The sequence below is a fragment of the Nitrospina watsonii genome, assembly GCF_946900835.1.
Lineage (GTDB): Bacteria > Nitrospinota > Nitrospinia > Nitrospinales > Nitrospinaceae > Nitrospina > Nitrospina watsonii.
In genome coordinates, this window is record NZ_OX336137.1 from 1,337,782 (window position 1) to 1,363,346 (window position 25,565).

At 56.7% G+C, this 25,565-nt stretch carries 27 protein-coding genes; 13 read left to right on the forward strand and 14 right to left on the reverse strand.

Annotated features, from left to right (window positions below):
• The first annotated feature begins 2 nt into the window (after positions 1-2).
• The 3 genes from QML71_RS06110 (at position 3) to QML71_RS06120 (ending at position 1,566) form a co-directional block, all read left to right on the forward strand.
• On the forward strand, positions 3-374 hold the full coding sequence (locus tag QML71_RS06110) for a YraN family protein (RefSeq protein ID WP_282011028.1): 372 nt from the start codon (positions 3-5) through the stop codon (positions 372-374).
• Between the two features lie 65 nt (positions 375-439).
• Positions 440-1,213 carry a NifU family protein gene (locus QML71_RS06115; RefSeq protein ID WP_282011029.1) on the forward strand — a complete coding sequence of 258 codons (774 nt, stop codon included), beginning with the start codon at positions 440-442 and terminating at the stop codon, positions 1,211-1,213.
• Positions 1,214-1,221: 8 nt separating this feature from the next.
• Positions 1,222-1,566, forward strand: coding sequence for a helicase (locus QML71_RS06120; RefSeq protein ID WP_282011030.1), 345 nt, complete (start codon positions 1,222-1,224; stop codon positions 1,564-1,566).
• A 12-nt stretch (positions 1,567-1,578) separates the two neighbouring features.
• Here the strand turns inward: QML71_RS06120 and QML71_RS06125 are convergent, their stop codons facing one another.
• Positions 1,579-2,469, reverse strand: a complete 891-nt coding sequence (locus QML71_RS06125) for a DUF3108 domain-containing protein (protein WP_282011031.1) — start codon at positions 2,467-2,469, stop codon at positions 1,579-1,581.
• 195 nt (positions 2,470-2,664) lie between these two features.
• Here QML71_RS06125 and QML71_RS06130 point away from each other — a divergent pair, with 195 nt between their 5' ends.
• A complete protein-coding gene (locus QML71_RS06130) occupies positions 2,665-3,009 on the forward strand; it encodes an ATP-dependent Clp protease adaptor ClpS (RefSeq protein ID WP_282011032.1) in 345 nt (114 codons plus the stop codon).
• Between the two features lie 16 nt (positions 3,010-3,025).
• On the opposite strand, the gene QML71_RS06135 is transcribed toward QML71_RS06130, so the two are convergent.
• Positions 3,026-4,321: a citrate synthase gene (locus QML71_RS06135; RefSeq protein WP_282011033.1), complete on the reverse strand. Its 1,296-nt coding sequence runs from the start codon at positions 4,319-4,321 to the stop codon at positions 3,026-3,028.
• Positions 4,322-4,431: 110 nt separating this feature from the next.
• Between QML71_RS06135 and QML71_RS06140 the strand changes: the two genes are divergently transcribed.
• Positions 4,432-5,670, forward strand: a complete 1,239-nt coding sequence (locus QML71_RS06140; RefSeq protein WP_345742342.1) for a dicarboxylate/amino acid:cation symporter — start codon at positions 4,432-4,434, stop codon at positions 5,668-5,670.
• A gap of 4 nt (positions 5,671-5,674) precedes the next feature.
• Entirely contained in the window at positions 5,675-6,046 is a 372-nt protein-coding gene (locus tag QML71_RS06145) for a sulfite exporter TauE/SafE family protein (protein ID WP_282011035.1), read from the forward strand.
• Between the two features lie 48 nt (positions 6,047-6,094).
• On the opposite strand, the gene QML71_RS06150 is transcribed toward QML71_RS06145, so the two are convergent.
• The 3 genes from QML71_RS06150 to QML71_RS06160 all read right to left on the reverse strand — a co-directional run bounded on the left by QML71_RS06150 (position 6,095) and on the right by QML71_RS06160 (position 7,591).
• On the reverse strand, positions 6,095-6,526 hold the full coding sequence (locus QML71_RS06150) for an Lcl domain-containing protein (protein ID WP_282011036.1): 432 nt from the start codon (positions 6,524-6,526) through the stop codon (positions 6,095-6,097).
• Positions 6,527-6,626: 100 nt separating this feature from the next.
• The gene (locus tag QML71_RS06155) at positions 6,627-7,076 is read right to left on the reverse strand and encodes a hypothetical protein (RefSeq protein ID WP_282011037.1); all 450 of its coding nucleotides are present in this window, start codon (positions 7,074-7,076) and stop codon (positions 6,627-6,629) included.
• Between the two features lie 131 nt (positions 7,077-7,207).
• Positions 7,208-7,591, reverse strand: coding sequence for a hypothetical protein (locus QML71_RS06160; protein ID WP_282011038.1), 384 nt, complete (start codon positions 7,589-7,591; stop codon positions 7,208-7,210).
• A 501-nt stretch (positions 7,592-8,092) separates the two neighbouring features.
• Here QML71_RS06160 and QML71_RS06165 point away from each other — a divergent pair.
• The gene (locus tag QML71_RS06165) at positions 8,093-8,470 is read left to right on the forward strand and encodes a DUF2203 domain-containing protein (RefSeq protein ID WP_282011039.1); all 378 of its coding nucleotides are present in this window, start codon (positions 8,093-8,095) and stop codon (positions 8,468-8,470) included.
• Positions 8,471-8,494: 24 nt separating this feature from the next.
• Here the strand turns inward: QML71_RS06165 and QML71_RS06170 are convergent, their stop codons facing one another.
• Positions 8,495-9,280 (reverse strand): inositol monophosphatase family protein, encoded by a 786-nt coding sequence (locus QML71_RS06170; RefSeq protein WP_282011040.1) that lies wholly within the window; start codon positions 9,278-9,280, stop codon positions 8,495-8,497.
• A 181-nt stretch (positions 9,281-9,461) separates the two neighbouring features.
• Here QML71_RS06170 and QML71_RS06175 point away from each other — a divergent pair, with 181 nt between their 5' ends.
• The 5 genes from QML71_RS06175 to QML71_RS06195 all read left to right on the forward strand — a co-directional run bounded on the left by QML71_RS06175 (position 9,462) and on the right by QML71_RS06195 (position 17,614).
• Entirely contained in the window at positions 9,462-10,352 is an 891-nt protein-coding gene (locus QML71_RS06175; protein ID WP_282011041.1) for a formylglycine-generating enzyme family protein, read from the forward strand.
• Between the two features lie 59 nt (positions 10,353-10,411).
• Positions 10,412-13,252: a fused MFS/spermidine synthase gene (locus QML71_RS06180; RefSeq protein WP_282011042.1), complete on the forward strand. Its 2,841-nt coding sequence runs from the start codon at positions 10,412-10,414 to the stop codon at positions 13,250-13,252.
• A gap of 104 nt (positions 13,253-13,356) precedes the next feature.
• Positions 13,357-14,094 carry a tetratricopeptide repeat protein gene (locus tag QML71_RS06185; protein WP_282011043.1) on the forward strand — a complete coding sequence of 246 codons (738 nt, stop codon included), beginning with the start codon at positions 13,357-13,359 and terminating at the stop codon, positions 14,092-14,094.
• Positions 14,095-14,105: 11 nt separating this feature from the next.
• Positions 14,106-15,125, forward strand: coding sequence for an MlaA family lipoprotein (locus tag QML71_RS06190; RefSeq protein WP_282011044.1), 1,020 nt, complete (start codon positions 14,106-14,108; stop codon positions 15,123-15,125).
• A gap of 299 nt (positions 15,126-15,424) precedes the next feature.
• The gene (locus tag QML71_RS06195; RefSeq protein WP_282011045.1) at positions 15,425-17,614 is read left to right on the forward strand and encodes a thioredoxin domain-containing protein; all 2,190 of its coding nucleotides are present in this window, start codon (positions 15,425-15,427) and stop codon (positions 17,612-17,614) included.
• Positions 17,615-18,012: 398 nt separating this feature from the next.
• On the opposite strand, the gene QML71_RS06200 is transcribed toward QML71_RS06195, so the two are convergent.
• The 3 genes from QML71_RS06200 to rocD are packed head-to-tail and all read right to left on the reverse strand — an operon-like array spanning position 18,013 to position 20,234.
• Entirely contained in the window at positions 18,013-18,474 is a 462-nt protein-coding gene (locus QML71_RS06200) for a GNAT family N-acetyltransferase (protein WP_282011046.1), read from the reverse strand.
• Positions 18,467-19,006 carry an NAD(P)H-dependent oxidoreductase gene (locus QML71_RS06205; protein WP_282011047.1) on the reverse strand — a complete coding sequence of 180 codons (540 nt, stop codon included), beginning with the start codon at positions 19,004-19,006 and terminating at the stop codon, positions 18,467-18,469. Before QML71_RS06205 ends, QML71_RS06200 begins: the two co-directional genes overlap by 8 nt.
• Positions 19,007-19,031: 25 nt before the next feature.
• The gene (rocD, locus tag QML71_RS06210) at positions 19,032-20,234 is read right to left on the reverse strand and encodes an ornithine--oxo-acid transaminase (protein ID WP_282011048.1); all 1,203 of its coding nucleotides are present in this window, start codon (positions 20,232-20,234) and stop codon (positions 19,032-19,034) included.
• A 182-nt stretch (positions 20,235-20,416) separates the two neighbouring features.
• Here rocD and QML71_RS06215 point away from each other — a divergent pair, with 182 nt between their 5' ends.
• A complete protein-coding gene (locus QML71_RS06215) occupies positions 20,417-21,364 on the forward strand; it encodes a chlorite dismutase family protein (protein WP_282011049.1) in 948 nt (315 codons plus the stop codon).
• 112 nt (positions 21,365-21,476) lie between these two features.
• Here QML71_RS06215 and QML71_RS06220 read toward each other — a convergent pair whose 3' ends face one another.
• From QML71_RS06220 to ilvC, 5 genes are all read right to left on the reverse strand, one after another.
• Positions 21,477-22,145 carry a DnaJ domain-containing protein gene (locus tag QML71_RS06220; RefSeq protein ID WP_282011050.1) on the reverse strand — a complete coding sequence of 223 codons (669 nt, stop codon included), beginning with the start codon at positions 22,143-22,145 and terminating at the stop codon, positions 21,477-21,479.
• Positions 22,146-22,200: 55 nt separating this feature from the next.
• The gene (accD, locus tag QML71_RS06225) at positions 22,201-23,055 is read right to left on the reverse strand and encodes an acetyl-CoA carboxylase, carboxyltransferase subunit beta (protein WP_282011051.1); all 855 of its coding nucleotides are present in this window, start codon (positions 23,053-23,055) and stop codon (positions 22,201-22,203) included.
• An 80-nt stretch (positions 23,056-23,135) separates the two neighbouring features.
• Positions 23,136-23,894 carry a CDP-diacylglycerol--serine O-phosphatidyltransferase gene (pssA, locus tag QML71_RS06230; protein WP_282011052.1) on the reverse strand — a complete coding sequence of 253 codons (759 nt, stop codon included), beginning with the start codon at positions 23,892-23,894 and terminating at the stop codon, positions 23,136-23,138.
• Positions 23,891-24,535, reverse strand: coding sequence for a phosphatidylserine decarboxylase family protein (locus QML71_RS06235; RefSeq protein WP_282011053.1), 645 nt, complete (start codon positions 24,533-24,535; stop codon positions 23,891-23,893). Before QML71_RS06235 ends, pssA begins: the two co-directional genes overlap by 4 nt.
• 12 nt (positions 24,536-24,547) lie before the next feature.
• Entirely contained in the window at positions 24,548-25,549 is a 1,002-nt protein-coding gene (ilvC, locus tag QML71_RS06240; protein ID WP_282011054.1) for a ketol-acid reductoisomerase, read from the reverse strand.
• Positions 25,550-25,565: the final 16 nt, after the last annotated feature.

The window sequence follows — 25,565 nt, forward strand, 5'->3', positions numbered from 1 at the left end:
CGATGACTCAAGGCAGACTGGATTTCGGCCGGGAAGGGGAGAAGGCGGCGGTGCGCCATCTCAAAAGCCAGGGTTACCGCATCCTCGAAACCAACTACCGGTCCAGCGCCGGAGAGATCGACATCATCGGCGAACACCACCAGGCCCTGGTGTTCATCGAAGTCAAGTCCCGCGCCGATACGGAAAAGGGGCATCCCGCCGAGGCCCTGACCGCGCACAAGCAGCGCAAGATCGGGCAGGTGGCGCGGCAGTTTCTGGTGCAGCATAAAGTGACCGGTCGCACCTGCCGTTTCGATGTCGTCGCCATCACCGGCGACCCGGAAAATCCTGTAGAATGGAAAATAGAGGTGATTCAGGATGCCTTTAGATTGTAGAATTGAGTTTAATCATGAGACTCGGTGACGTTCTCATTTGTGATCGATAGCAAGGAGCTTATTGCGTGAATTCCATATTGAAAAAACTAACGAATCTGTTCGGGCCCGGCAGCCGGGATGCGGAGACTGCGGAAACCGCTTCGACTACGACCGCGCCCGCTGCGCCGGACATGACTGAAGCGCCGCTCCGGCGGCGGGTGATCCAGGCCCCGATACTCATTGAGCAGGACCCCACTCATCGTAAATCCGACAAGGTGCTGATCAAGGCGGAACTTTCCGGCATGCGGGATTCCCTGAAGCTGATGGTCAACCGGCCGTTGTTCGAAGGCTACTCCTGGCATTTTGCGTCGTTTGAAAGTGCCGCCGGGTCGCGTCTCGCCGAGGCGGTGTTCAGCGTCGAGAAGGTCGAGACCCTGCTGGTGCAGGGTTCCACGGCGGTGGTCACGCGCACCGAGGCGGCGTCGGTGGAACAGTGGAAGGCGTTTGCGGAGCAGTTGGGCGCGGCCATGCGCGAAGCCATCGAGTCCGGCGAGCCGTTGATTTCCGACGCCATCAAACAATCGATTCCGGAAGAAGACGTCGTGCGCCTGGACATTCAGAAAGTGATCGATGGCGAGGTGAACCCCGGTGTGGCGGCGCACGGCGGATTGATCGTGCTGAAAAAAGTCGAGGGCAACACCGTACACATCGTCATGGGCGGCGGGTGCCAGGGATGCAGCGCGGCGGACCTGACCTTGAAGCAGGGGATCCATAACGCGTTCCGCACCGCGGTGCCTTATGTCGGCGCGATTCTGGACGAAACCGACCATGCGGCCGGAACCAATCCCTATTTTTCCTGAGGTGATCCATGCCGAAATTGAACCGATTCCAAATCCGCATCGAGACCGGAAAAACAGGGACGCAGCAACCTGTTTATTTCACCATCAACAACCACAAGGTGCCCTTTGAGGAATGCAAGGGGGATGTGGGGCCCGGCCAGACCTTTGAGAGCGGGTTCGACGTGTCCAGCTTTGCGCATTCCATGACGCTGGTGGGGCCGGAGGCGGGGACGTGGGACATCGACAAGATCAAAGTGGATTTTGATTGCGAGGGCACACAACCGTATTCAGCCACCTTCGGTCACGTCGAACTGGATGAGGCCACGGAAGTGAACATCTGGCAAGATCCGCCGCTGCCTACCTGGGATGTTTGAACGGGGTGGGGGCTACTGGCTCTGCGATTGATCGTGTGTGACTTCGGCGACGTCGTTCGAGGCCGGGAACACTCCGCCCCGGAATTTTCCGTGCAGGTCCCCTAAGAGAATGTAATTTTTGATGGTGGTCTCCAGCGGAATGAGGTGTGGGGAGGTCCAGAAAATCAATTCGCCGTCCTTGGTTTTGAAGACGTCCTTGGGGATCTTGATCTTGATCAGATACTCATTCTGCGGCTTGAGAGCATCGCTGTTGGCGGCGTTGCGTTTTTCTTCATCGGTATAAATATAGACCTGGATGGCCTTCATGCTTTTTTCCGGGATGGTGTTGATGAAGTAACCTTTGCCCTTGTCCACCTTGCCATAGACCTCGTTGCGGAAGTTGTAGAAGGCGGCCAGGATGTCGTCGAAATAGATGCCCTTGGGAATGTCTTCCCGGCCCTGGTCTTCCATGTTCTTGTTTACGTAGTCCATCCAGAAATGGTTGCGGCTGCCGTAATCAAGGATGTGGCTGGTTTCCTCCACCCGGTCACCGACGATAACCTGGCGGATGAAGCGGGAGGTGCGCACCCGGTTGCCCTCGTCGATGATGTCGAACTTGGAATGGTAAAAGTGCTTGCGGTAGGCGGTGAAGAATCCGACGAAGCCCTTGGTTTCCGCCAGCAGGGTGGAGTGGTAAACGTTGTCTTCCTTGAAGAACTTGACTTCGACCGAGGCGGAGTTGGTGAAAAACAGGAAGTTCACGTCCCATTTCAGAACCTCGCCGTTGAAGCGGCGGATGTCCCCCTGCGGGCTGTACAGACTGTATTCCCCTTTGGGGTTGATCACATGCTGAAGTTGCCCGGCGGGTTGGGCGAACAGGGGCAGGTAGGCGGCAAACAGCTCCACAGCTACCAGAAATCCCATGCAGAGCACGAAAATAAACCCATTTAACAGTAAAATTTTTAAGTGGGGGCGGCGATTGAGGAATCTCATGGGCAAGATGCTTGAAATCAGCGCAAAGTTGAATACAATATTGTTAAAAACACAAAGTCTGCAAACCGGAACATCTTAAACCAAAAGACCGGGTAGCATAAAACAGTTTTTCAAAGATTAGTCATCATGACTACCGAAACCTTACCAGAAACCGAAATAGAAACCCTTCCAGAAGCGCCGGATACTGTTGTCATACCCGATTCGCGCAATCGCACGGGATACATGCCGTTGTACAGGGTGATCATGTGGGACGACGACGTCACCACCATGGAGTTCGTCATCCGCATGCTGTTCCGGGTGTTCGGAAAAGATTACCCCAGCGCCGAACGGCTCATGCTGGAGGTGCATTACTCCGGCCATGCGCATGTGGACACCCTGCCGCTGGAACGGGCCGAGTTCAAAGTGGACCAGGTCCACAAAGCTGCGGCGCTGGAGAATTATCCGTTCCGCTGCACCATCGAGCCCTTGTAAAAAGACTCTCCTTCAGTCATTTCCGTTTTGCCAGCGGCACATAGTCGTGCCGGGTTTCGCCTTGATAGATCTGGCGGGGGCGACCGATGCGGAAGTCCGGGTCGGTCTGCAACTCCACCCAGTGGGCGATCCACCCCGGCAGCCTGCCGATGGCGAACATCACCGGAAACATGTGTACCGGGATGTTCAGCGCCTTGTAAATGATGCCTGAATAAAAATCCACGTTCGGGTACAGCTTTTTCGAGACGAAGTAGTCGTCCTTGATGGCGATCTCTTCCAGCTCCAGAGCGATGTCGAGCAGAGGCTCCTTGACCTTCAGTTTTTCCAACACCTCGTGCGCCATTTTCTTGATGATCTTCGAACGCGGATCGAAATTTTTGTACACGCGGTGGCCGAAGCCGAACAGGCGCGAGGAGCCTTCCTCGTTGGGTTTTTTTGCCTTCTCTACATATTTCTTAACGTCTCCGCCTTCGTCCTGGATTCTCTGCAACATCTCCACCACCGCCTGGTTGGCGCCGCCGTGCAACGGACCCCACAAGGCATAAATTCCCGCCGAAACCGATGAATACAGGTTGCAGCGGGAACTGCCCACGAGGCGCACCGTGCTGGTGGAGCAGTTCTGTTCGTGATCGGCGTGCAGCATGAGCAGCACGTCGAGCGCCTTGGCGGCAACCGGATTGACTTCATATTTTTCGCAAGGGGTGGCGAACATCATATTGAGGAAGTTGTTGGTGTAGTCGAGATGATTCTGCGGATACATGAACGGCTGCCCCTTCGATTTCTTGTAACTGTAGGCGGCGATGGTCGGCAGTTTGGCCATGAGACGGTGGATGGTGATCTCGATTTCCCGCGCCGTCTGGTTGTTGAACTGGTCCTGGTAAAAGGTCGCCAGCGCCCCGACCACGGCGCTGCACACCGCCATCGGGTGGGGATTGTTGGGAAAACCGTCGTACAGTTTTTTGATCGACTCATGCACCATCGAATGGTGCGTGACGTGGTACTGGAAGTAATCCAGCTCCGACCGCGTGGGCAGGTGCCCATAGATCAGCAGATACGCGGTTTCGATGAAATTGCTGTGCTCCGCCAGTTGCTCGATGGGAATGCCCCGGTACAGCAGAATTCCTTTCTCGCCATCCAGAAAAGTGATGTCGCTGCGGCAACTGCCGGTGCTGACATAGCCGGGGTCGAAGGTGATGTAGCCGGTGCTCGAACGCAGTGACGAAATATCGATGGCTTTTTCGCCGCAGCTCCCTTCGATCACGGGCAGTTCGTACGTGGTCCCATTCAGCACCAGTTGGGCGGTTTCGGTCATGGTTTCCTCCCCTGAATTGACATGAATTTCCGGTCCATTGTTTCAGTTCCCTGACAGTGAGTGTATTATAGCGTGATTTGTCCACCCCTGTAGAATGGTGCCTGAAAATCATGATCGATGCCAACAACAAAAATTCCAGCAATCTTCTGTTGTACCTGATTCTGATCGGAATTGTAGCGGGCGGATTGTGCGGCTGGTTCTTCGGTCCCAAAATGCACGTGGTGGACTGGATCGGCGAAATCTTTCTCAACGCGCTCAAGATGATGGTCATTCCGCTGGTGTTGTCTTCCCTGATCGTCGGCATCGCCGGTTTGGGCGATATCACCAAAGTCGGCAAAACGGGCGTCATCACGCTGGCGTATTTTCTGACCACGACGGCAATTTCCGTGGTCATTGGATTGGTGGTGGTGAACCTGATGCAGCCGGGAGAGGGCGTGGAGATGACCGTCGAAGCGGCGGACGAGTCGTTGAAGCAGGCCTCGGGCATCACCGACCTGTTCGTCAGTTTCGTCACGCCCAACCTGGTGCAGGCGATGGTGAACATGGATATCCTGCCGTTGATCATTTTTTCGTTGGTGTTCGGCGGGGTGTTGACCACGCTGGGCGAGCGCGGCCGGCAGGTGATCGGATTTTTCGACGTCCTCAATGAAGCCGTCATGAAGATGGTGCACCTGATTCTGTACATGGCGCCCGTCGGCATCTTCGCCCTCATCGCGTCCAAGCTGGGCGCGGCCGGGGGCGGCGATCAGTTTGTGGCCGAGTTGATGAAAATCGGCAAGTTCGCGTTCACCGTGATCCTCGGTTTGCTGGTGCATGGCCTCGTGATGCTGCCGCTGATCCTGGTAGGGGTGACCCGGCGCAACCCGTGGCGGTATTTCAAAAACGCCATGCAGGCCCTGACCACCGCGTTCTCCACCGCCAGCAGTTCCGCCACCCTGCCGGTGACCATCGAATGCGCGGAGCAGTACAATCGTGTGTCCCGGCGCGCCTCCCTGTTTGTCCTGCCCATCGGCGCCACGGTCAATATGGACGGCACGGCGTTGTATGAATCGGTGGCCGCCATCTTCATCGCCCAGATGCTGGGCATCGAACTGACCCTGATGCAGCAGATCATTATTTTTCTTACGGCATCGCTGGCGGCCATCGGCGCCGCGGGCATTCCCGAAGCCGGACTGGTGACCATGGTGATGGTGCTGCAATCGGTCGGCCTGCCGACGGAAGGCATCGGCATGGTGACGGCCATCGACTGGTTTTTGGACCGCTTCCGCACGGCGGTGAATGTGTGGGGCGACTCCATCGGCTGTGCGGTGGTCGATGAGTTGGAAACCAAATATGTGGAAGGAGGGTGACCCCGTGGAATGGATCGTGTGTGTATTGATGGGAATCGGCGTCGGCGCGCTGTCCTCTCTCAGTGGACTGGGTGGAGGCTTTTTGGTGGTCCCTTTATTGATTTACCTGGGGCACAAGGCACAAACGGCTGTCGGGACCTCGTTCATGGTGATCCTGCTGATCGCGGTCTCGTCGCTCGTGGCGCATGGCCGCCTGGGTCACGTGGATTTCAGGATGGGGGCGATGCTGGCCGTGGGGGGAGTGATGGGAGCCCAACTTGGGCCCCTCATTCTCAAGCAGATTCCGGAAACCTATTTCAAGCTGGGCTTCGCCGCCATCCTCATCGGCATGGGGGTCTGGATGATTGTGACCAGTATCCGCAACACTCCCGTCTGATTCACGTTGGTCCCGCGCGCCGACAGCGCACCGGCGGGCCTCAGCCCATCACTCCCCGTGTTCCCGCTCGCCCCGCACCAACCGCGCGGCAAAAGGACCCTCTCCCAGCTTGTTGATCCAGTTCGAACGGCCCTTGATGAGGTTGTACATCATCGCCCGGTCCCCGTTCACCGTGTCCGTCCAGGTCACGTCGGCGCAGTCCGGCTCGAACACCGAGGGCAGGTGGATCATGTCTCCACCCTTGGCTTTCAGTTGCGAGTTTTTATCGTAAATGGTTTTGATGTCTTCCAGCCGGCACACCCTCCAGTCGTCAAAGCCTGCGAACTTTTCCTGATTCAACTGCTCTGCATACTCCTTGCATTGTTCGAGGTTGCGCCAGCGTCCCAGCATCTGGCGGGTGTCTTTTTTCAGCCAGGTCAGCCCGGTGGTGGTATCGGTCACGGTGTCGTTGCCGTGGTCTATGAATCTCGAATCGGACATGACTCCCTCTGGTATCAGGTTTTCATTCGGTTGCTGCTGCTCGGTTGATTATAACAAATCCTGATGCCGGAACGGGAGAGGGGAGGCCCTGAAAAAATGGTCAGCGGCCCGTGGTGAAATGCAGTCCTTGAAAGTTGTAATGAAGCTGTGGCGGAAACCGGATCTCGAAGGTACCGTCCTCTAGAGGCGGTGCGTAGGAGTCGGCGATCATGGCGCTGTAGTCAAACGGACTCTCCGAACAATCGCGGAAAAAGCACCAGCGCATGCGGATGGGATAACGGAAGTCTCGTTTGATAATGATGCCGAGAACGTTGGGGCCGCTGAAAAAAAACTGCAACACAAACCGCGGATGGTTGATCTGAAACGTTTCCCGCAAAGGCAGGGTGGTCAGGTCCACCGGGTTGGTGACCGGAAACGCTTTTTGCGGAAACTTTTTGATGGAAGCCCGTTCCAGGGAAAACAAAGAGGGGGGACAGGCCAACTGCCAGATCAGAACCAGAAATGCGAATCTGCGGATGAGAAAAAGCGACGAGGCGGGAGTTGGGTTCATGGACTCAATGGATAAAAGAAAAAGTGAGGGACCTCCGTATCAACCACCAAAAAAAAAGCCGATAGAATAAAAATTCTATCGGCTTTTAGATCTATCAGGCTGGGCAAATTGTGCCTGAAACCTGGATGTACTTATTTCAGCGTGTCGTGGTACTGACCACAGATTTCGTTCGGCACCAGGACTTCCTTCATGAAACCATCGCGGCTCTGGCCCATCTGCTTGCGATACTGGTCGTCAGAATTCTCACCCTGACAGTCGCCGGGAACGAGGCCGTGAACCTGAGCTTCTTCAACCGTCTTGGCGGCTTTCCAGGACTGGTCGGTCTGCGAAGAACCAAACTGCTGGTACACGTCCACGCCGGTGTTCGGGTTGACGTGCATGACGTTGCGCGATGCAGAATTCAAAGCGCTGGTGATGGCCCGGTCTTGAGCGCCCATCTGTACAATGGTCTTGCCCACGCCCATGACGCTCTGGTCAACCGGAACGTTGGCACCCGGCAGCAATTCATCTGCCATGGCAGACGAAGCACCGAAGGTGAGAGCTGCCGCGAAACTGATTGCTACCATCAGAACTTGTTTTTTCATTACTCGTCTCCCCATAGTTAAATTAACAAAGTGAAGTTAATTCCAACGATATATTTAGCCAACTTTAGAAGGCGATATATTTCAAGTTGCAGGGTGTGGGAAACTCCCTATATTCTCCCACCTTTCCGGACGATTCGGCCAAAATGTATAATCTTAAAGGGTGTTTGTCAACATAAAACGCCCCGGCCCGGTTCATCCTCAGGCTGACCCCAAATAAGGGTAATTGCAGGCAGGGCTGAAGTCCCGGATAAAATATAACAATTCAACGGTTTAAACCAGAAAAAAAACGTGGTATTTAGGTTAAGCTGCCACTTTATTACAGGGCGAGACCGGGACTGCGTCCTGCGACGAAGGAGAGGCGGTCGAAGCGATTGACAGGTGCGCTTCCGTTCGGGTTCTCAGCGCCCCCGGTTTGATTCTGAATTTCACTTTATGGAAAAACGGTATTTCACAATCGAAGAAGCCAACGCCATCGTTCCGGAACTTTTGGAGATCGTGCCGAAGCTGCAGGATCTGTACGCGAAGATGACGCAGGAGTTCCCGGATGTCCGCAATGCCTGGGAGAAGGCGCGGTACGGGGGCGGCAGCATGCAGGGAACCGATTACCTTTCCGTGGCCCTGGTGGCCAACCAGTTCATCAAAATGCTCGAGTCGAAAGGCTGCATCGTCAAAGGTGTCGAGCGAGGGCTGGTGGATTTTCTGGCTCTGCGGGACGGCAAGGAAGTGTACCTGTGCTGGAAAAACCCGGAAACGGAAATCAAGTACTGGCACGATCTGGACACCGGATTTGCCGGCCGCCAACCGCTTTAAGGGCTGAGGCGTTTCGCCTCGGATTTATTTTTTCGACCGGGCCGGGGCCGCCAGCTTGCGGATCTGGCGCACCAGTTCGGGATTGCCGACGAGCGCGGTGCCTTCCTCGATACACGCTTTCTTGCCTGAAAAATTTTCAAACGCGCCGCCCGCTTCCCGCGCCAGAATTTTGATCGGCGCGTAATCCCACACATAAGCCAAAGGGTCCACCATCACATCCAGCGCGCCGCGAATGGCCATCAGGTGGCCGAAGGCGTCGGGATAGGTCCGCACCAGTTGGGCGCGTTGTTGCAGGCTTTGCAGCAGCTTGAGGCGTTTGGTCTCGCGAAAGCAATACGTGTCCGCCGCGCCGACGGTGGCCTGTTCCAGCCGCGTCTCCCGGGAAACCTGCAGGCGGCGTTCGCCGCACCACGCGCCCTGGCCCTGCACGGCCCAGGCGGTTTCCCCCAGAGCAGGCAGGCCGATGACGCCCAGTACCGGTTCGCCCCGGTGCAGGAGGGACAACAGCACGGCGAACAACGGCAGCCCGCGCACGAAAGACCGGGTGCCGTCGATCGGGTCCACGGTCCACACCCATTCGCGGTCGGGGTCGATGTTGCCGAACTCCTCGCCGATGATGCCATGGTCCGGATACTCTTTCCGGATGCGGCGGCGCAGCATCTCCTCGGCTTTGCGGTCGGCGATGGTCACCGGACTCTGATCGGGCTTCAAGTCCACGGTGACGTCGTTGCGGAACCATTTCATGATTTCCCGGTTCACCGGTTTCAGCCAGGAGAGGGCGGAGTCTTTAACTGCAAGCAATTCTTTCATGCCGGAATCCGTTCGGTTGTTTTCTGGTATGGATTAGGAATCTGATCCCGCCCGGAGCCGGAGGGCGGAGGCCGTTGGTTTCCCGCGCGTCCGGCAGAAAACGTTTGATTAAATGCGATGATAAACTATAATCGCTTGTTCAATTCGAATGTAACATTAAACTTTTGGGTCTGCCTGTTTTATGAACAACAAACAACTGGTCATCGCTGTCATCGCCTGTTTTGCCATCGCCATTGCGTTCTTCCTCGTCATTGTCTGGGAGATCAACAAATCCATCAAGTTTGACCGGAAAGTCCGGAAAGACCAGGCAGGCCAAAAGCAGATCACCATCGAAGACAACCGCGACTTCAGCATCTATGAAACATTTGTCGGTGACGACGGCCGGGAAATGGTGCTGGTGCCGGAAGGCGTGTTTTCCCGCGGATCGAGAGAAGGTGATTTCGATGAAAAACCCCCGCAGGAGACCTACCTCGACGCGTTTTACGTGGATAAATACGAGGTCTCAGTCGAAGCTTACAATAAATTCCGCAAAGCGGCCAATTATGTTGAAGGCAGCGTTCCGTTTTTTGAAGGCGAGCACGAACTGCTGAAGCACCCAGACGTGCCGCAGGTGGGCGTGTCCTGGTATGATGCGGTGAACTACTGCACCTGGGCGGGCAAACGGCTGTTGACCGAAGCCGAATGGGAAAAGGCCGCGCGCGGCACCCATGGGCTGATCTATCCCTGGGGTAACGAAATGCTGCCGCGCCGTGCCAACATCAACGGCACCGCCGACGGCTATCAGTACCTTTCGCCGGTCGGCAGTTTCCCCATGGGCCGCAGCGTGTACGGCGTTTACGACATGGCCGGCAATGTGGCGGAATGGGTGGAGGATTGGTACGATCAATTCTATTATCAGACGGCGCCGATGATGAATCCTACGGGAGCCGAGAATAAAAAGAACCGGGTTTTCCGGGGCGGGTCCTGGGATTCCACCAAGGTCGATGTCCGGGGCGCCAAACGCAATGCCGCTTCCCCCGGACGTAAGGACAGCGTCGTGGGCTTCCGTTGCGGCAAATCCGTGGACAAATAATCGCGGACACCATCCAAAAATCATCCGCCCGTTTTTTTATTTAAAGGGCACCCAAACCCTTGAAACCTTCCCGTTTCAGAATCTGGATTTTCGTTTTCTTTTTCGTCTCCGGGTTCACGGGCCTCATTTATGAAGTCGTCTGGACCCGCCTGCTGACGCAGGTCCTGGGCAACACGCATTACTCCATCGCCACGGTCCTGACCACTTTCATGGCGGGCCTCGCTCTGGGCAGCTACTTCGGTGGTCGCTTCGTGGACCGCAAGGGCGATCCCCTGGTGATGTATGCCGTGCTGGAAGGCATCATCGGCATCTACTGCTTTCTGATCCCGCACCTCATCGACTTTGGCCTGCCGCTGTTCAAGTCGATCTACACGCATTTCCGTGATGACTACATGCTGGCCAGCCTGCTGCGGTTTGGCGTGTGCGCCGTGATTCTCATCATTCCGGCCTCGTTCATGGGCGCCACCTTGCCGGTGCTGGGCAAGTTCGTGTCCGGCGATCCCAGGGCGATCGGCCGCGATGTGGGCACGCTGTATGCGATGAACACCTTCGGCGCGGTGGTGGGCGCCTTCGCCAGCGCCTTCGTGTTCATGCGCCTGTTCGGCATCAACGCCACCATCTGGATCGCGGCGGCACTGAACCTCGCCATCGCCGCGTTGATTCTGCTGTCCATAAGGAAAGAAGAGGGGGGCTTTCCCCGCTGGACGGAAACGCGTGAGGACACGCCCGGCGAAAAGGCGGGAGCGGCGTCGCTGCCAATGGAGTTGTGGGTCGTCCTCATCTGTTTCGGCATCTCCGGCATGGCGGCGTTGATCTATCAGGTGGCGTGGAACCGCATCTTCTCGCTCCTCTTGGGCTCGTCGGTGTATGCCTTCAGCCTCATCCTGACCACGTTCATTCTGGGTCTGGCTCTGGGCACGGTGGTGTTCGCCCGGCTGGTCACGTATTTTAAAGAGCTGAAAGTGGTGTTCGGCGCGTTGCAGGTGGGCATCGGTTTTTCGGCGCTGGTGGCGTTGCCGTTTTTCGGCGACATCCCGCTGTTCAACCGCTGGGTGTACCTGAACTGGAACCTGAACTTCGGCACCGTGCAGTGGGCCAATTTCCTGATCATCTTCGCCGTCATGTTCATCCCCACGTTTTGCATGGGTGGGCAGTTCCCGGTGGTGGTGCGTATGGTGGCGAAGCGCCTCGAAACGCTGGGCAGCCACGTGGGTTCCGCTTACGCGTCGAACACGGTGGGCACCATCTTCGGCTCGTTTGTCGGCGGTTTCCTGCTGATCCCGTGGATCGGCATCCAGAACACCATCCTGTTCGCCATCATTCTGAACATGCTGCTGGGAGGGTTTCTGCTGGCCACATCGCCGGGGTTGTCGCTCAATTTCAAAACCTACATTCTGCCGGGCGTGCTGGTGCTGTTTGTGCTGGGCGCGCAGGACATCAAGGCGTGGGACCGCGCCGTGATCTCCAGCGGATCGTACATGCCGTACCGGCTGGACGATCTGGGCAAGGCGCTGGACGACCGCAACAAGATCCTGTTTTACGAGGAAGGCATCCACACCACGGTGACCACGGAACTGGGCCGCACCGGCAATATTTTTCTGCGCGTCAACGGCAAGACCGACGCCTCGCTGGCGATGGACATGCGCACGCAACTGCTTTCCGGCTACCTGCCCATGCTGTTCAACAGGCAACGCGAGCAGGTGCTGGTGATCGGGCAGGGCAGCGGCGTGACGCTGGGCGCGGTCGAACAGTTTCCGGCAAAAGAGATCGACCTCGTGGAGATTTCACCGTCGGTCATCGAGGGCAGCCGCTTCTTCGAACCGTTCAATCACCACGCTCTGGAAGATGAGCGCGTGAACCTCATCCTGCAGGACGGGCGCAACCACATCACGCTCACCGACAAGAAGTACGACGTGATCATCTCCGAACCGTCGAACCCGTGGATTTCCGGCATCGGTGCATTGTTCACCGTCGATTTTTTCCGGCTGGTGGAACAACGCCTCAATCCCGGCGGTATCGTCTGCATCTGGACGCATACCAACATGTCGCCGGAAAATTTCAAATCGATCTCGAAAGCGTTCCACAGTGTGTTCCCGTACGTGACGATGTGGGAATCGATCGTCGGCGACGATTACCTGCTGATCGGGTCGAAGGACGATTATTCGCTGCCGTATGAAGAGGCGTGGCGCATTCTGGACAACCCGGTGACGGGCAAGGACCTGAAACGGCTTGGCATTGAGGACATTCGCGACCTGATGGGACTGCTCATCATGCGGCAGGACCGCTTGCAGGATTTCATTGGCGATGCGCCGATGCACACGGATGACAATTCGCTGTTGGAATTTGGCGCTCCGGAATACATTTATAAGGACGAACGGCACCTCATTGTCCGCCAGTTGACGCCGCACTTCAAAGTGTATCCCGATTTTGTAAGCTTCAGCCAACTGCCTCCGGCGGAGCAACAGGCGGTGCGCCGGCAGTTGTCCACGTTGGAGCGCAGCGAAGTGCAGGTGAAAGCGATCAAGCGCACGGCGCAGATCGATCAGTATCTCGATCAGGCGGTGGCAGCGGTGGAACGGGGCGCGTATGAGCAGGCAGCGAATAATTATTTTAAAATCCTCGAGATCGACCCCGAACATATTCTGACGCTGCTCAATCTCGGCAATATCTACCGGGAACTCCGCGAATACCCGAAAGCGGAAGAAGCCTACCGCAAAACCATTCAGATAAACCCCTACTACGTGTACGGGTATATGGAGCTGGGCAGGCTGAGCCTGTTGCGCGGTGACCCGGAGGGTGCATTGAGCAGTCTGAATGAGGCGCGAAAGTGGGTCCCCGATGACCCCGAGGTCGAGCGTCTCATTGAGCTTGCCCGTGAGCACAAAAACAAGGTTTCCTGAACAGAACCGCTCCGTTCTGCAATTAGCGTTTTGGGTTGGTGTCCACTCAAGGTACAATATCAGCCTTTGACCATCATTCGTTTTTCTATCAGCCGGATTTTTAAATGCCAAAAAAATTCAAAGTTGTCTGGGTCCTGTGTTGTATTTTCATTTTTGTTGGTTTCATCTATGTCACGATCAAGACGCAGATGAAGGAAAACAAGGCCCGCCAGGAGGTACAGGCCCAGCAATACAAACAACGTGAAGAAGAAAAAAAGGTCGAGCAGGCCAAACGGTTTGAAGTGATGAAGCGCCTCGACCTTTTGAAAGACCATGTCAGCAATGGCAAATTTGACGAAGCCGAAAAGCTCGCTCAAGAACTGAATGCGGAAGATCCCAACAATGCCGAAGTGTTTACATGGTGGGGCATCACGCTGGTGAAAGCGGACCGGCGGGACGAAGCGTTGGACAAATTCATCCAGTCGGCGCACATCAACCCCAACTCGGCACGCACCTACATCTATTGGGGCCTCACGCTGGAGATGAAAGGCAAGCATCAGGAAGCCATCGACAAGTATGAAAACGCCCTGTTGCTGGAACCGGAAAACAGCAGCGCCTACGCCTACTGGGGCGCTTCGCTGGCGAAGATGGGCAAGCATGAGCAGGCCATTGCCAAGCTGATGGAAGCGCTCGAGTTCAACAAGTACAACAAGACAGCGTATGGCGTGCTGGTTGATTCTCTGTACCATCAGGGCCAGTACCAAAAAGCCTGGGAGATTGTGAAGCGCGCCCGCGACGCGAAGATGGACATCTCGAAGGATTCCCTCGACCGCCTTGCCGCCGCCCTGCCTGAACCCGCCTGAATTCTTCGGAGTTGAAATTGCATCCGGTGTCCGCCATCCGTTCATTCCAGAAAAATCAGGCAGCGCCTGCCGCGAAGCCGGGCCATGGGCTTCGGGTGCTGACTGTGCTGGCGGCGTTGTTGATGTTTCCCGTGGCGTCGCAGGCGGCCCTGTACGATCGGGAATCGGACACGGCGTTTTCCACCGACCGTTTCCGCGTCGAGATTCAGGAGTTGGGCGGGTCGCTGCCGGTGCTGGCGCAGACCATCGTGCCCAATGCCGATGAAACGCAACCCTCGCTCGAAGAAGAAGCGCCCGCCGGGGAAGAACCCATCGATCCCCGGCTTCTGGATGACGCGGCTCCCACGGACGACCCGTTTGCCGATCCCTTTGGCGATGCGGTGTACGAAGAAGACCCGTTCGAGAAAAAGCAGCCGGACATCCCGCCCTTGAGCGATCCGTTTGAGGGTTTCAACCGTTCGATGTACACCTTCAATGACACGGTCTATGAATACGGCCTGCGTCCGGTGGGCGAAGTGTTCCGCGATTATGTGGGCGAGGAATTCCGCATCGCCCTGCGCAATCTCTACAACGTGCTCCTGGCTCCTGCGAAACTGGTGAGCTGCATCGTGCAGGGCAAATGGAAAAAGGGTGGCATTGTGCTGCTGCGCACGGTGATGAACGTCACATTTGGCTGGGGCGGTATGCTGGATGTCGCCGGGCAGGAGTACGGCATCGAGGCGGTGGATGAGGATTTCGGGCAGGCGTTGGGGTTCCATCACATTGGATCGGGGCCGTACATCATGCTGCCGTTTTTCGGGCCGTCCACCGCACGCGATACCGTAGGCCTCGCCGTGGACTCGGTGCTGAACCCCTTGTTCTGGCTCATTCCCAACGCGACGGTGGGGGCCGGGGTGACGACCGGCAAGGTGGTCAATGAAACCTCGTTCATCATCGATGACAAAAAGGCGCTGGACGAAAGCGCCATCGACCCCTACGAGAGCGTGCGCGACTTTTATCACCAGATCCGCGTCAGGAAAATCCGCGAATAACGGCGTGCCGCCGCACCCGGAGTCCGCCTCCACCCCCGCCTCCGGCAGCCTTCCCGCTTAATGGAGTCTTTCGCCGATCCCGTCTTTCCGGTATGCTTTCCTTCAAAGAGTTTGATTTATACATTCTACTGAAAAACATAGATCCTTCGTCGCCTTCGGCTCCTCAGAATGACAACCGGTAACCAAGCCTGTCATTCTGAGCGAAGCGAAGAATCTGTGTTTTGATATTTTCCACTTATATGTAAAACTCAGATTCATAATTGGATTCTATTAGCAATCGAACCTGGCATTTACCTGTTATGAGCACACCCGCACACACCAATCGTCTGAAAGACGAGACCAGTCCTTATCTGCTGCAACACGTCCACAATCCCGTGGACTGGTACCCGTGGGGACCGGAGGCGCTGGAGAAGGCGAGGCGCGAAGACAAACCGATTTTCCTGAGTATCGGCTACTCCTCCTGCCACTGGTGCCACGTGATGGCGCACGAGTCATTTGAAAACGAAGCCACCGCAAAAATCATGAATGAGCTGTTCGTCAACATCAAGGTGGATCGCGAAGAGCGCCCGGACATCGATGCCATCTACATGAAGTCGGTGATCGCGCTCACCGGGCACGGTGGCTGGCCGATGAGTGTGTTTCTCACCCCGGATCAGGAGCCGTATCTGGGCGGCACCTATTATCCGCCGGAACCGAAATTCAACCGGCCGGGCTTCCCGCAGATTCTTCAGCAGGCGGCGGACATTTATCGCAATCAGAAGGATCGTATGAAATCGGTGAGTGCGCGGCTGATGGAAAAGTTGAACACGCCACCACCGATTCCACAAGGGCAGGGCGCGGGAGTGGATGCGCTCATCCCGCAGGCCGCAGAATTGATGAAGGAGAAATTCGACGAGACCTTCGGCGGTTTCGGTTCCGGCATGAAGTTTCCCGAACCGATGCTTTACACGCTTTTACTCCGCCACTGGCAGAAGCACGAGGACAACGACTCCATCCTGATGGCCGACAAAAGCCTCACCAAAATGGCGGAAGGCGGCATGTACGATCAGTTGGGCGGCGGCTTTCATCGTTACTCGACCGACCGCAAGTGGTTGGTGCCGCATTTCGAGAAAATGCTGTACGACAACGCGCTTTTGTCACGCCTGTTTGTCGAGATGGCGCAGGCCACGAAACAGGATTTGTACGAGCGCATCGCGCGCGAGGTGTTTCATTACATCGAACGTGAAATGACATCGCCGGAAGGCGCGTTCTATTCCAGTCAGGATGCCGACACCGACGCCGGGGAAGGGCACTTTTTCACGTGGACGATGAAAGAAGTGCTCGATGTACTGGGGCCGCGTCATGCCAAGGTGTTCGCCCGTGCGTATGGCATGACGGCGGCGGGTAATTTTGAAAAACGCAACATTCCGTTTGTGGCGGAAACGATGGAACAGGTGGCGGATCGTGAAGGCGTGCCGATTTTCGAGGTCGATCACATCATACGAAACGGACGGCAGACATTGCTGGAGTTGCGCAACAAGCGGCAGAAACCGGGCCGCGACGACAAAATCCTTACGGGCTGGAACGGCATGATGATCGCTGCCCTCGCCACCGGCGCCGCGGCGTTCCGCGATCGCGTGTACCGCGACCAGGCCAGCCGCGCCGCGCAGTTTTTGTGGGACACGATGTGGCGTGACGGCACCCTGTTCCGCGTGTACAAGGACGGGCAGGTGCGCGTCGAGGGTTGCCTCGAAGATTACGCGTGGTTCCTGGAAGCGTTGCTTGCTGTGTTCGAGGCCACGGGCGAAGTGGAATGGATCGATAAAGCCCAGGCGGTGGCGGGCTCCCTGATCGATCAGTTCTGGGATGCGAAGGACGGCGGCTTCTTCATGACCGGGTCCGGACAGGAACAACTCATCAGTCGCTTGAAGAATCCGGAAGATGAAGCCATTCCCTCGGCCAACGGTGTCGCCGCGCTGGCCCTGGCAAAGCTGGGCCGCTTGACGGGCAAGGATCGGTATTTTGACAAGGGACGCGACACCGTGCGCGCATTCGGCGACCGCATTGAGCACCGTCCCACGGCCTACACGAGTCTGCTTGCGGCGATGGATTTCATCGAATCGTTGCCGATGGAGGTCACGATCTCCGGACCGGTGGACGACCCGCAGCACGGCAAGTTGATCGAAGCCATTTATGCCGATTACCGTCCCAATAAACTGGTGGTGCGCCATGCAGGCGAGGCGACGGTCGAACGCGTGCCATGGGCGGAAGGGCGCGGCGCGGTGTCCGGCAAGCCGACCGCGTATGTGTGCAAGCAGGGCACGTGTTACCCGCCGGTGCACGATGCCGAGGCGTTGTCGAATCTTCTGGGCCGTCCGCCGCACATCAAGCTCAACATCTTCGACGAGGAAAAGAGCATGAAGGATCTGGAGTCGAAGGAGCAGGCGAATTTTTTGAACGCCATGTCCAATATCCTGAAGCATTCCGGGCTCGGAGGGCGCGGCAGGTAAACAGCTACCCTCACACCTCGTCTTAAATACAAAAATCCCGGCTGCGTAATCGCAGTCGGGATTTTTTTGTTTTGCTGCAAGCGCCGCCCGCAGCGACGTCTCATCTGTTTTTATGATGGCCCTTGTGTTTGCCGTGGTCGTGTTTCAGAAATGGAAAGACGTGATGACAGCCGGAAAAAACCATTCCCGCCATCAACCATAACGCCAAAACAATTCCCAACTTTCTCCGCAATACCATTTTGCTTGTTTTCTGCATGAACAACGCCTCTTGGAAGAGTTCAGGTTTCATTCCAAATTGAATTTTAAAAGGTAAAGCAAGTTCTTAATAATTTCAAAACGGAATTTCATTGTTACTGGAATTTGCAGAGTTACGTTTTGTTGAAACGGGGATGGGGGCTCTATTCAAACTCCCGTTCGTACACGTGGTATCCGGCGGGGGTGAGGCCGAGTCGGGTGTAAACGCTTTGGCCATTGCGATTCTTTTCTTCGACGTACAGGCGGATGCCGCGCACGCCGGGCTGCTTGCGGGCGAGGCTTTCGATGTGCTGGTAGAGTTTGCGGAAGACGCCGCGCCTGCGGTGATCGGGGTGCACGTACACGCTTTGCAACCACCACAACTGGCCATTGCGCCAGTCGCTCCATTCGTAAGTGATCATGGCCTGGCCGATGATCTGTCCGCCGACCTCGGCAACGAAGTAACGGCAGAGTTCCGGGCGGGCCAGTCCCGCCTGCACGCCCTTCAACACCGTCTGGGTGTGCAGGCATTTCGATTCGGTTTCATTCGCCATGGCGCGGTTGTATTTGGCGATGATTGTTGCATCTTCGGCGCGGCCTGCGCGGATGATGACGGCCTCAGGCATTTTCTTCTTTCACAGCGTGCAGGCAGGCGATGAGGTTGTCGAGCATTTCCTCGATTTTAGCCTGGGTCTTGTCGCTGGTCATCGCGTCGCCGTTGTAGTCATCATACGTCGTGTACACGTGCGGCTGCACGGTGGTGACGTGCGATTCGAAGGCGAGGATGCGCGCCAGGTCGCCGAGCGCCATGTAGGAAGATTTGCCTCCGGCCTGACCCACGATGCCCGCCCATTTTTTTTCCATCGCCGAGGAATGAATGTCGATGAAGTTTTTGAGCGGACCCGATACCGAGTAGCAATAGACGGGCATGCCAAAAATGAAACCCTGTGCGTCCGCTAGTTTCTGATGCACGGTTTTGGTGTCGTGGTTGTATTCCTTCAACGGCCGCGAGTCGCAGAACTGCAATTCGAGGTTGCGCAGATCGATGATCTCGTGTTTGACGTTGCGCTGTTCCAACTGCTTCGCGGTGGCGGCGATGAGTTTGGCGGTGTTGGAGTCGGGATTGAGGCTTCCCTGGATCAAAATAACTTTAGGCATGGCGGATCCTTTTCGCTATGAATGGTTACAATGCCGTCAATACCTGTTGGATGCGTTCCACCGCCCAATCGATTTCTTCTTTTTGAATGACCAGGGGCGGGGCGATGCGCAGGACGTGTTCGTGCGTTTCCTTGCACAAGAGGCCGAGGTCGCGCAGCGCTTCGCAGAAACGGCGCGCACCGCCGGCTTCCGGATGGAGCTCGATGCCGATCATCAGGCCGCGTCCGCGCACTTCCCTGATGTGCGGCGAATCGATGGCGCGCAGCCGTTCCAGCGCGTGCTCGCCCATGCGGGCGGCGTTGTCGATGAGGTTTTCCTCGACCAGCACTTTGAGTGCGGCGCGGGCCACGGCACAAGCGAGGGGATTGCCGCCGAAGGTGCTGCCGTGGTCGCCGGGTTTGAACACGCCCAGCACTTCGCGGTTGCTGAGCACGGCGGAGACGGGATAAAAGCCGCCGGACAACGCCTTGCCGACGAGGGTCAGGTCGGCTTCGATGTCATCGTGTTCTTCGGCGAACAATTTGCCGGTGCGGCCGAGCCCGGTCTGGATTTCATCGAGGATGAGCATGACGTTGTGCCGGTCGCACAGGTCGCGCACGGCTTTCAGGTAGCCATTGGGCGGAATGATGACGCCGCCTTCGCCCTGAATCGGTTCGACCAGAAAGGCCACCGTGTTGGGTGTGATGGCTTGCTCCAATGCCGCCGCATCGCCGTAGGGGATGAGGTTGAATCCCGGCGTGAACGGGGCGTAGCCCTGCCGGTACTGTTCCTCGGAACTGAAGCCGACGATGGTCAACGTGCGGCCGTGAAAATTGTTGGTGCAGACAATGATCTCCGCCTGGCCGTCCGGCACGCCCTTGACCTCGTAACCCCATTTGCGTACGGCCTTGATCGCCGACTCCACCGCCTCGGCGCCGCTGTTCATGGGCAGCACCGAATGCGAATGCGTCAGCGCGCAGATTTCATCGTAAAACGGTCCCAGTTGGTCGTTGCGAAAAGCTCGGGAGACGAGGGTCAGTTTGCGGGCCTGCTCGGTCATCGCTTCCAGAATGCGCGGGTGGCAGTGGCCCTGATTGACGGCGGAATAGGCGGCGAGGCAGTCCATGTAGCGGTTGCCGTCCACATCCCACACCCAGATGCCTTCGCCCCGATTCAGCACCACATTCAGAGGATTGTAATTGTTGGCTCCGTACCGGTTTTCCAGATCAATAAATTCTTGAGTTTTCATAGAGTTAGCCGCATTTCGTGTTGAAATTCCAGTCATCCCAGTTTATCATGGGTGCCAATCAAAATGAGAATTGACATGACAAATGGGCGCATGCCGGGTTCGATCGGATTCGGGGCCTTGATCCCTGTTTGGATTATTGTATAATTTGTCAATCGTTAACAACCTAGGAAAGAGGTTGAGTTATGGCAATTGATGACAAAGAGCTGGAACAACTGATGCCGGAGACAAGTCTGAACTGGACCGAAGACGCCAAATCCCGCATGTTGAACGTACCCTTTTTCGTGCGCAAAAGTGTGGTTCGGGGAATCGAACAATACGCCCAGGATAAAGATATTAAGTTGATTGATGACGATGTGGTTTCTCGTGCCCGGCAGGAACGCGAAGGGGAAGCGATTGCCAAAATGCAGGCGGAGAAAAAGGCGTTGGCTCAGGATAAAAGCTCCCGCCGCCAGTTTGTCAACTTTGCATTTTATAAACTCGATTCTGCTTTCCGCCGTCTGCCGCAAGCGGAAATCGATGCGGCCAAGGAAGAATTCATCAACGTGTTGGAGGATTACGATGCGCAGGACGGAACCATCATCCTGGCGTATTCCACCGTTGGCGTGCGCGCCGATTCGGAAATTATGTTGTGGCGGATTTCGTACGAGATGGAGAGTTTCCAGAAAATGACCTCGGCCATGCTGCGCACCAAGCTGGGCAAGTATCTGGATACGACCTACTCCTACTTTTCGCAGACCAAGCGGTCGATGTACATGGACCTGTTCAACCCGGAACACGAGGAAGACCGGACGCACATCATCCCCGGCAAGGCCAAGTACCTGTTCATTTATCCGTTCACCAAGAAGCGCGAATGGTACCTGCTTTCCAAGTACGCGCGCCAGGGCATCATGGACGAACACATTTACGTGGGCAACCAGTACCCGTCGGTGAAACTGAACACGACATACTGCTTCGGCCTCGACGACTACGATTTCGTGGTCGCGTTCGAGACGGATTACCCGGAAGATTTCCTCGACCTGGTCATGGACCTCAGGGAAACCGAGGGCAGCCGCTACACCGAAAAGGACACGCCCATTTTCTCCTGCACGGCGATGTCGATTCGCGACACGGTCGAAACCCTGGGTATCTGATGTAGCCGGGTCCGCAAAACCCATTCCCCTTGCCTGCAAGGGATGAAGAAGCCACTCCTCAGGGAGTGGCTTTTTTATTTTGGAACGGGAAACCCGAGAGGGTGGGGGGCGATCATTCTGCCCGCAGTTGGCCGTATTCCCACTGGCCGCCGTAGGCCTGGCCGTCGGAGACCAGCACGCCCTCGCCGTGGGGCATGTCATTCTGGAACCGGCCCACGTAGCGGTCCCCGTTGGCGTAGATGTAGGTGCCGCGCCCGTTCATGGCGTCTTGCGCAAACTCGCCGGTGTAGGTATCGCCGTTGGCGAAGGTCATTTTGCCGTTGCCGTGGGCCTGGTTGTATTGGAATTGCCCCGTGTACACATCGCCGTTGGCGCGCACGAAATGCCCCATGCCATGCATCATGCCATTGCTGAACTGGCCTTCGTACCGATCGCCGTTGTTGAAGGTCTGGATGTAGTAACCGGGAATGTCCGTGGACGTTCGCATCCCGGGAGGGGGGGCTTCGCTGCTGCGCCCGAAATCGGGATTGAACGGTTGCTGGAATCCGCCGAAGGGATCGTCGGCGTAATATCCCTGCTCGCGGTTGGTATGGAGATCGACCAGTTTCCGGTAGGCTTCGGTGATCGCGGAGAACAGGTCGTGCGCTTTTTTCTGCGTGGCTTCGTCGGCCTGGGGAAAGCGGTCCGGGTGCCACTTCTTGACCTGCTCTTTATACGCCTTCTTGATTTCCTTCAGGCTGGAGCCGGAGGAAACCCCCAGTATTTTGTAGTACTGTATCATAAGCTCGTGGATTGCGGACCGCCCGCTTCGACGGCCGAAACAAGCTCATTATAAGTCAATTCCGGGGCGGGACGATAGGGATGTTTTTGTACAGGGACAGGAGGTCGGCAATGCGCTGTTTGAGGTCCTTGCGGTGCACGACCTGGTCGATCAAACCGTGTTCGAGCAAAAATTCGGAGCGTTGAAAGCCTTCCGGCAGGGTTTGTTTTATGGTTTGTTCGATAACGCGCGGCCCGGCGAAGCCGATGAGGGCTCCCGGCTCGGCCAGAATGGCGTCGCCCAGCATGGCGAAGCTGGCGGACACGCCGCCCATGGTCGGGTCCGTCAACACGGAAATGTACGGCACGCGGGCGTCGGACAGGGATTTCAGCGCCGCGGAGGTTTTGGCCATTTGCATGAGCGACAGAATGCCTTCCTGCATGCGGGCGCCGCCGGAACAACTGACGATCACCAGCGCCGAACGATTGGTTTCGGCGCGTTCGATGGCGCGGGTGAGCTTTTCGCCCACCACCGATCCCATGCTGCCGCCCAGGAATTCGAAATCGAACACGCACAACTCCAAGGGATGATCCCCCAGCATGCCGGTGCCGCTGATCACCGAGTCGGAACTGTTTCGCTGCTTCAACAGGGTTTTGATGCGGTCCTTGTAACGTTTCTTGTCCTTGAAGCGGATGGGGTCGCCGGAAGTCAGGTTGCCGTCCAATTCTTCGAACGTCCCCGGGTTGATCAGCAGTTGAATACGGTCCGAGTACGTCATGCGAAAGTGATAATCGCATTTTGGGCAGACGCGCAGGTTGTCCATGAGGTCGATCTGATAGATCTGCTCTTTGCAGGACCTGCACTCAACCCAGGCCTCGACGCCTTTCGGGAGTTTTCTGCCAACAACGGGAAGTTTGTCAAACCAGGACATAATGCGTGCCGGAAAAAATCAGTTGGTTGTTATTAAGTGTGGAAGGACGATTCGATAAATGGCAACAGGCAGAGCTGCGTTCATTCCTTGTGGAACGAAGCCTCCCGGTTTTCCCGTGAACGGGTTTTACGCAGGAGTGCGGTCGCCCACAAAGTGGGCCCGGACAATACGTAAGCCAGACTGAGCACGAAAAACGCAATTTTCGGAATCGTTGCGACCACGTACACGAACAGGATCACAAACACGAAACGCGTGAACGTCACGCGTTTTTTGAATGCAAACTTCTTGAGAGCCGGGTAGCGGATGTTGCTCACCATCAGAAACGCCAGTATGTACACCACGGCGACCATGATCATGGGGTTCAAGCGGGTGGCGAACAGGTCTTCGAAGGCGATGATGATCGAGGCGATCATGGCGGCGGCGGCGGGAATGGCCAGGCCGATGAACTGGTCCGACGTGGAATCCGGCTTGGTGACGTTGAAGCGGGCCAGACGCAACGCGCCGCACAAGAGAAACAGAAATGCCGCCATCCAGCCGAGGCGTCCAAAGGGTTGCAGCACCCAGCTGTAGGCCAACAGGGCCGGGGCCATGCCGAACGAGATCACGTCCGCCAGCGAGTCGTATTCGAAACCAAAAGCGCTGGTGGTTTTGGTCAGGCGCGCGACGCGTCCATCGAGGATGTCGAAGATGATGGCCAGGCCGATGGCCACCGCACCCTGAAAATACTGTTCGTTCAATGCCGCAATCATGGCGAAGAACCCACAGAAGACATTCCCCGTGGTGAACAGGCTGGGCAGAATATAAATGCCCTTCTTCAGTTTTTCCGGCGGTTTGATCATGACGAGTTTCCGGGATCGAGAAATCCGATGATGGAACTTCCCCCACTCACTTTGTCACCGACTTTCACATCGATGCGGCTGCCCTTCGGCAGAAACAAATCGGTGCGGGAGCCGAACCGGATCAACCCCATGCGTTGGCCCAGTCCGTAGGTGTCGCCTTCTTTGGCCCAGCAAACGATGCGCCGCGCGATCAGCCCGGCGATCTGTTTCATCAATACCTGTTCGCGACCGGTATCGATGAGCAAGGCGTTCTGTTCGTTTTCCGCCGAGGCCTTGTGGCTGGCCGCGTTCAGAAAGCGGCCCTTGTTGTAGCGGACCGCCTGCACGCGCCCGGCAACGGGCACCCGGTTGACGTGAACGTTGAACACATTCAAAAAAATGCTGACCCGCATCATGGGTTCTTTCAGCAGCGGGTCCTGATCCTCGGCGATTTCCACGACCTTGCCGTCTGCGGGCGAGACCACCACGTTGTCCTGCTGTGGAATCCTCCGCTCCGGGTCGCGGAAAAAGTTGAGGCAAAACAGCAATGCCAGACCGAACAACAGCGTCCCCCAGTGCATGGACAACGCTGCAAATACGGCGGTGACCACGGCCAGCGGGATGATAAAGCGGAAACCGTCCGCGACGATAGGAATCCTCATTTATGTCCGCCCTCAGTCCAGCTTCTTGCCGACAAAGGGCATCATGCCGCGCAGGCGCTCACCGACTTCTTCTATCATATGGTTTGCGTCTTTCTTAAGCAAGGCATTGTACACGGGGCGATTGGCCTGGTTTTCCACGATGAATTCCTTGGCGAACTGTCCGCTTTGGATTTCGCCGAGGATTTTTTTCATTTCTTTGCGCGTTTCCTCGGTGATGATGCGCGGTCCGCGGGTCACGTCGCCATACGCTGCCGTGGTGCTGATGGAATAGCGCATGTTGCCGATGCCGCCTTCGTAAACCAGATCGACGATCAGTTTCAACTCGTGCAGGCATTCGAAGTAGGCGAGGTCGGGATTGTATCCGGCATCGACCAGCGTATCGAATCCGGCGCGGATGAGCTCCGTCACGCCGCCGCACAACACCACCTGTTCGCCGAACAGATCGGTTTCGGTTTCTTCGCGGAAGCTGGTTTCCAGAACGCCGGCGCGGGTGCCGCCGATGCCCTTGGCGTAGGCCAGCGCCACCTTCTTGGCCTTCTTGGAAACGTCCTGCTCGATGGCCATGAGGCACGGCACCCCGGCACCCTGTTCGAAAGTGCGGCGCACCAGGTGACCGGGACCCTTTGGCGCGATCATGAACACGTCCACGAAATCGGGCGGCACCACCTGCCCGAAGTGAATGTTGAAGCCGTGACCGAAAGCAATGGCGTCGCCTTTTTTCAGGTGCGGCAGGATCTCGTTTTCGTAAAGCGCCCGCTGTTTATCGTCCGGCACCAGAATCATGATGATGTCGGCGGCTTTGGATGCTTCCGGCACGGTCATCACTTTCAATCCGTCTTTTTTGGCGCGGTCCCAGAAGCGGCTCTCCTTGCGCAGTCCGACGACCACCTTGATGCCACTGTCGTGCAGGTTGCGGGCATGCGCGTGCCCCTGGCTGCCGTAGCCGATGATGGCAACGGTTTTCTTTTTGATCTCTTTTATATCTGCATCTTTGTTGTAATAAATCTTCGACAAGTGTCACTCCTATTCG

Excerpts from the sequence above, each read along its gene's own strand:
- QML71_RS06110 (WP_282011028.1), top strand. The coding sequence starts at position 3 with ATGACTCAAGGCAGACTGGATTTCGGCCGGGAAGGGGAGAAGGCGGCG.
- QML71_RS06120 (WP_282011030.1), top strand. The coding sequence starts at position 1,222 with ATGCCGAAATTGAACCGATTCCAAATCCGCATCGAGACCGGAAAAACA.
- QML71_RS06125 (WP_282011031.1), bottom strand. The coding sequence starts at position 2,469 with ATGGGATTTCTGGTAGCTGTGGAGCTGTTTGCCGCCTACCTGCCCCTG.
- QML71_RS06130 (WP_282011032.1), top strand. The coding sequence starts at position 2,665 with ATGACTACCGAAACCTTACCAGAAACCGAAATAGAAACCCTTCCAGAA.
- QML71_RS06135 (WP_282011033.1), bottom strand. The coding sequence starts at position 4,321 with ATGACCGAAACCGCCCAACTGGTGCTGAATGGGACCACGTACGAACTG.
- QML71_RS06140 (WP_345742342.1), top strand. The coding sequence starts at position 4,432 with ATGATCGATGCCAACAACAAAAATTCCAGCAATCTTCTGTTGTACCTG.
- QML71_RS06150 (WP_282011036.1), bottom strand. The coding sequence starts at position 6,526 with ATGTCCGATTCGAGATTCATAGACCACGGCAACGACACCGTGACCGAT.
- QML71_RS06155 (WP_282011037.1), bottom strand. The coding sequence starts at position 7,076 with ATGAACCCAACTCCCGCCTCGTCGCTTTTTCTCATCCGCAGATTCGCA.
- QML71_RS06160 (WP_282011038.1), bottom strand. The coding sequence starts at position 7,591 with ATGGCAGATGAATTGCTGCCGGGTGCCAACGTTCCGGTTGACCAGAGC.
- QML71_RS06165 (WP_282011039.1), top strand. The coding sequence starts at position 8,093 with ATGGAAAAACGGTATTTCACAATCGAAGAAGCCAACGCCATCGTTCCG.
- QML71_RS06170 (WP_282011040.1), bottom strand. The coding sequence starts at position 9,280 with ATGAAAGAATTGCTTGCAGTTAAAGACTCCGCCCTCTCCTGGCTGAAA.
- QML71_RS06175 (WP_282011041.1), top strand. The coding sequence starts at position 9,462 with ATGAACAACAAACAACTGGTCATCGCTGTCATCGCCTGTTTTGCCATC.
- QML71_RS06185 (WP_282011043.1), top strand. The coding sequence starts at position 13,357 with ATGCCAAAAAAATTCAAAGTTGTCTGGGTCCTGTGTTGTATTTTCATT.
- QML71_RS06195 (WP_282011045.1), top strand. The coding sequence starts at position 15,425 with ATGAGCACACCCGCACACACCAATCGTCTGAAAGACGAGACCAGTCCT.
- QML71_RS06200 (WP_282011046.1), bottom strand. The coding sequence starts at position 18,474 with ATGCCTGAGGCCGTCATCATCCGCGCAGGCCGCGCCGAAGATGCAACA.
- QML71_RS06205 (WP_282011047.1), bottom strand. The coding sequence starts at position 19,006 with ATGCCTAAAGTTATTTTGATCCAGGGAAGCCTCAATCCCGACTCCAAC.
- rocD (WP_282011048.1), bottom strand. The coding sequence starts at position 20,234 with ATGAAAACTCAAGAATTTATTGATCTGGAAAACCGGTACGGAGCCAAC.
- QML71_RS06215 (WP_282011049.1), top strand. The coding sequence starts at position 20,417 with ATGGCAATTGATGACAAAGAGCTGGAACAACTGATGCCGGAGACAAGT.
- QML71_RS06220 (WP_282011050.1), bottom strand. The coding sequence starts at position 22,145 with ATGATACAGTACTACAAAATACTGGGGGTTTCCTCCGGCTCCAGCCTG.
- accD (WP_282011051.1), bottom strand. The coding sequence starts at position 23,055 with ATGTCCTGGTTTGACAAACTTCCCGTTGTTGGCAGAAAACTCCCGAAA.
- pssA (WP_282011052.1), bottom strand. The coding sequence starts at position 23,894 with ATGATCAAACCGCCGGAAAAACTGAAGAAGGGCATTTATATTCTGCCC.
- QML71_RS06235 (WP_282011053.1), bottom strand. The coding sequence starts at position 24,535 with ATGAGGATTCCTATCGTCGCGGACGGTTTCCGCTTTATCATCCCGCTG.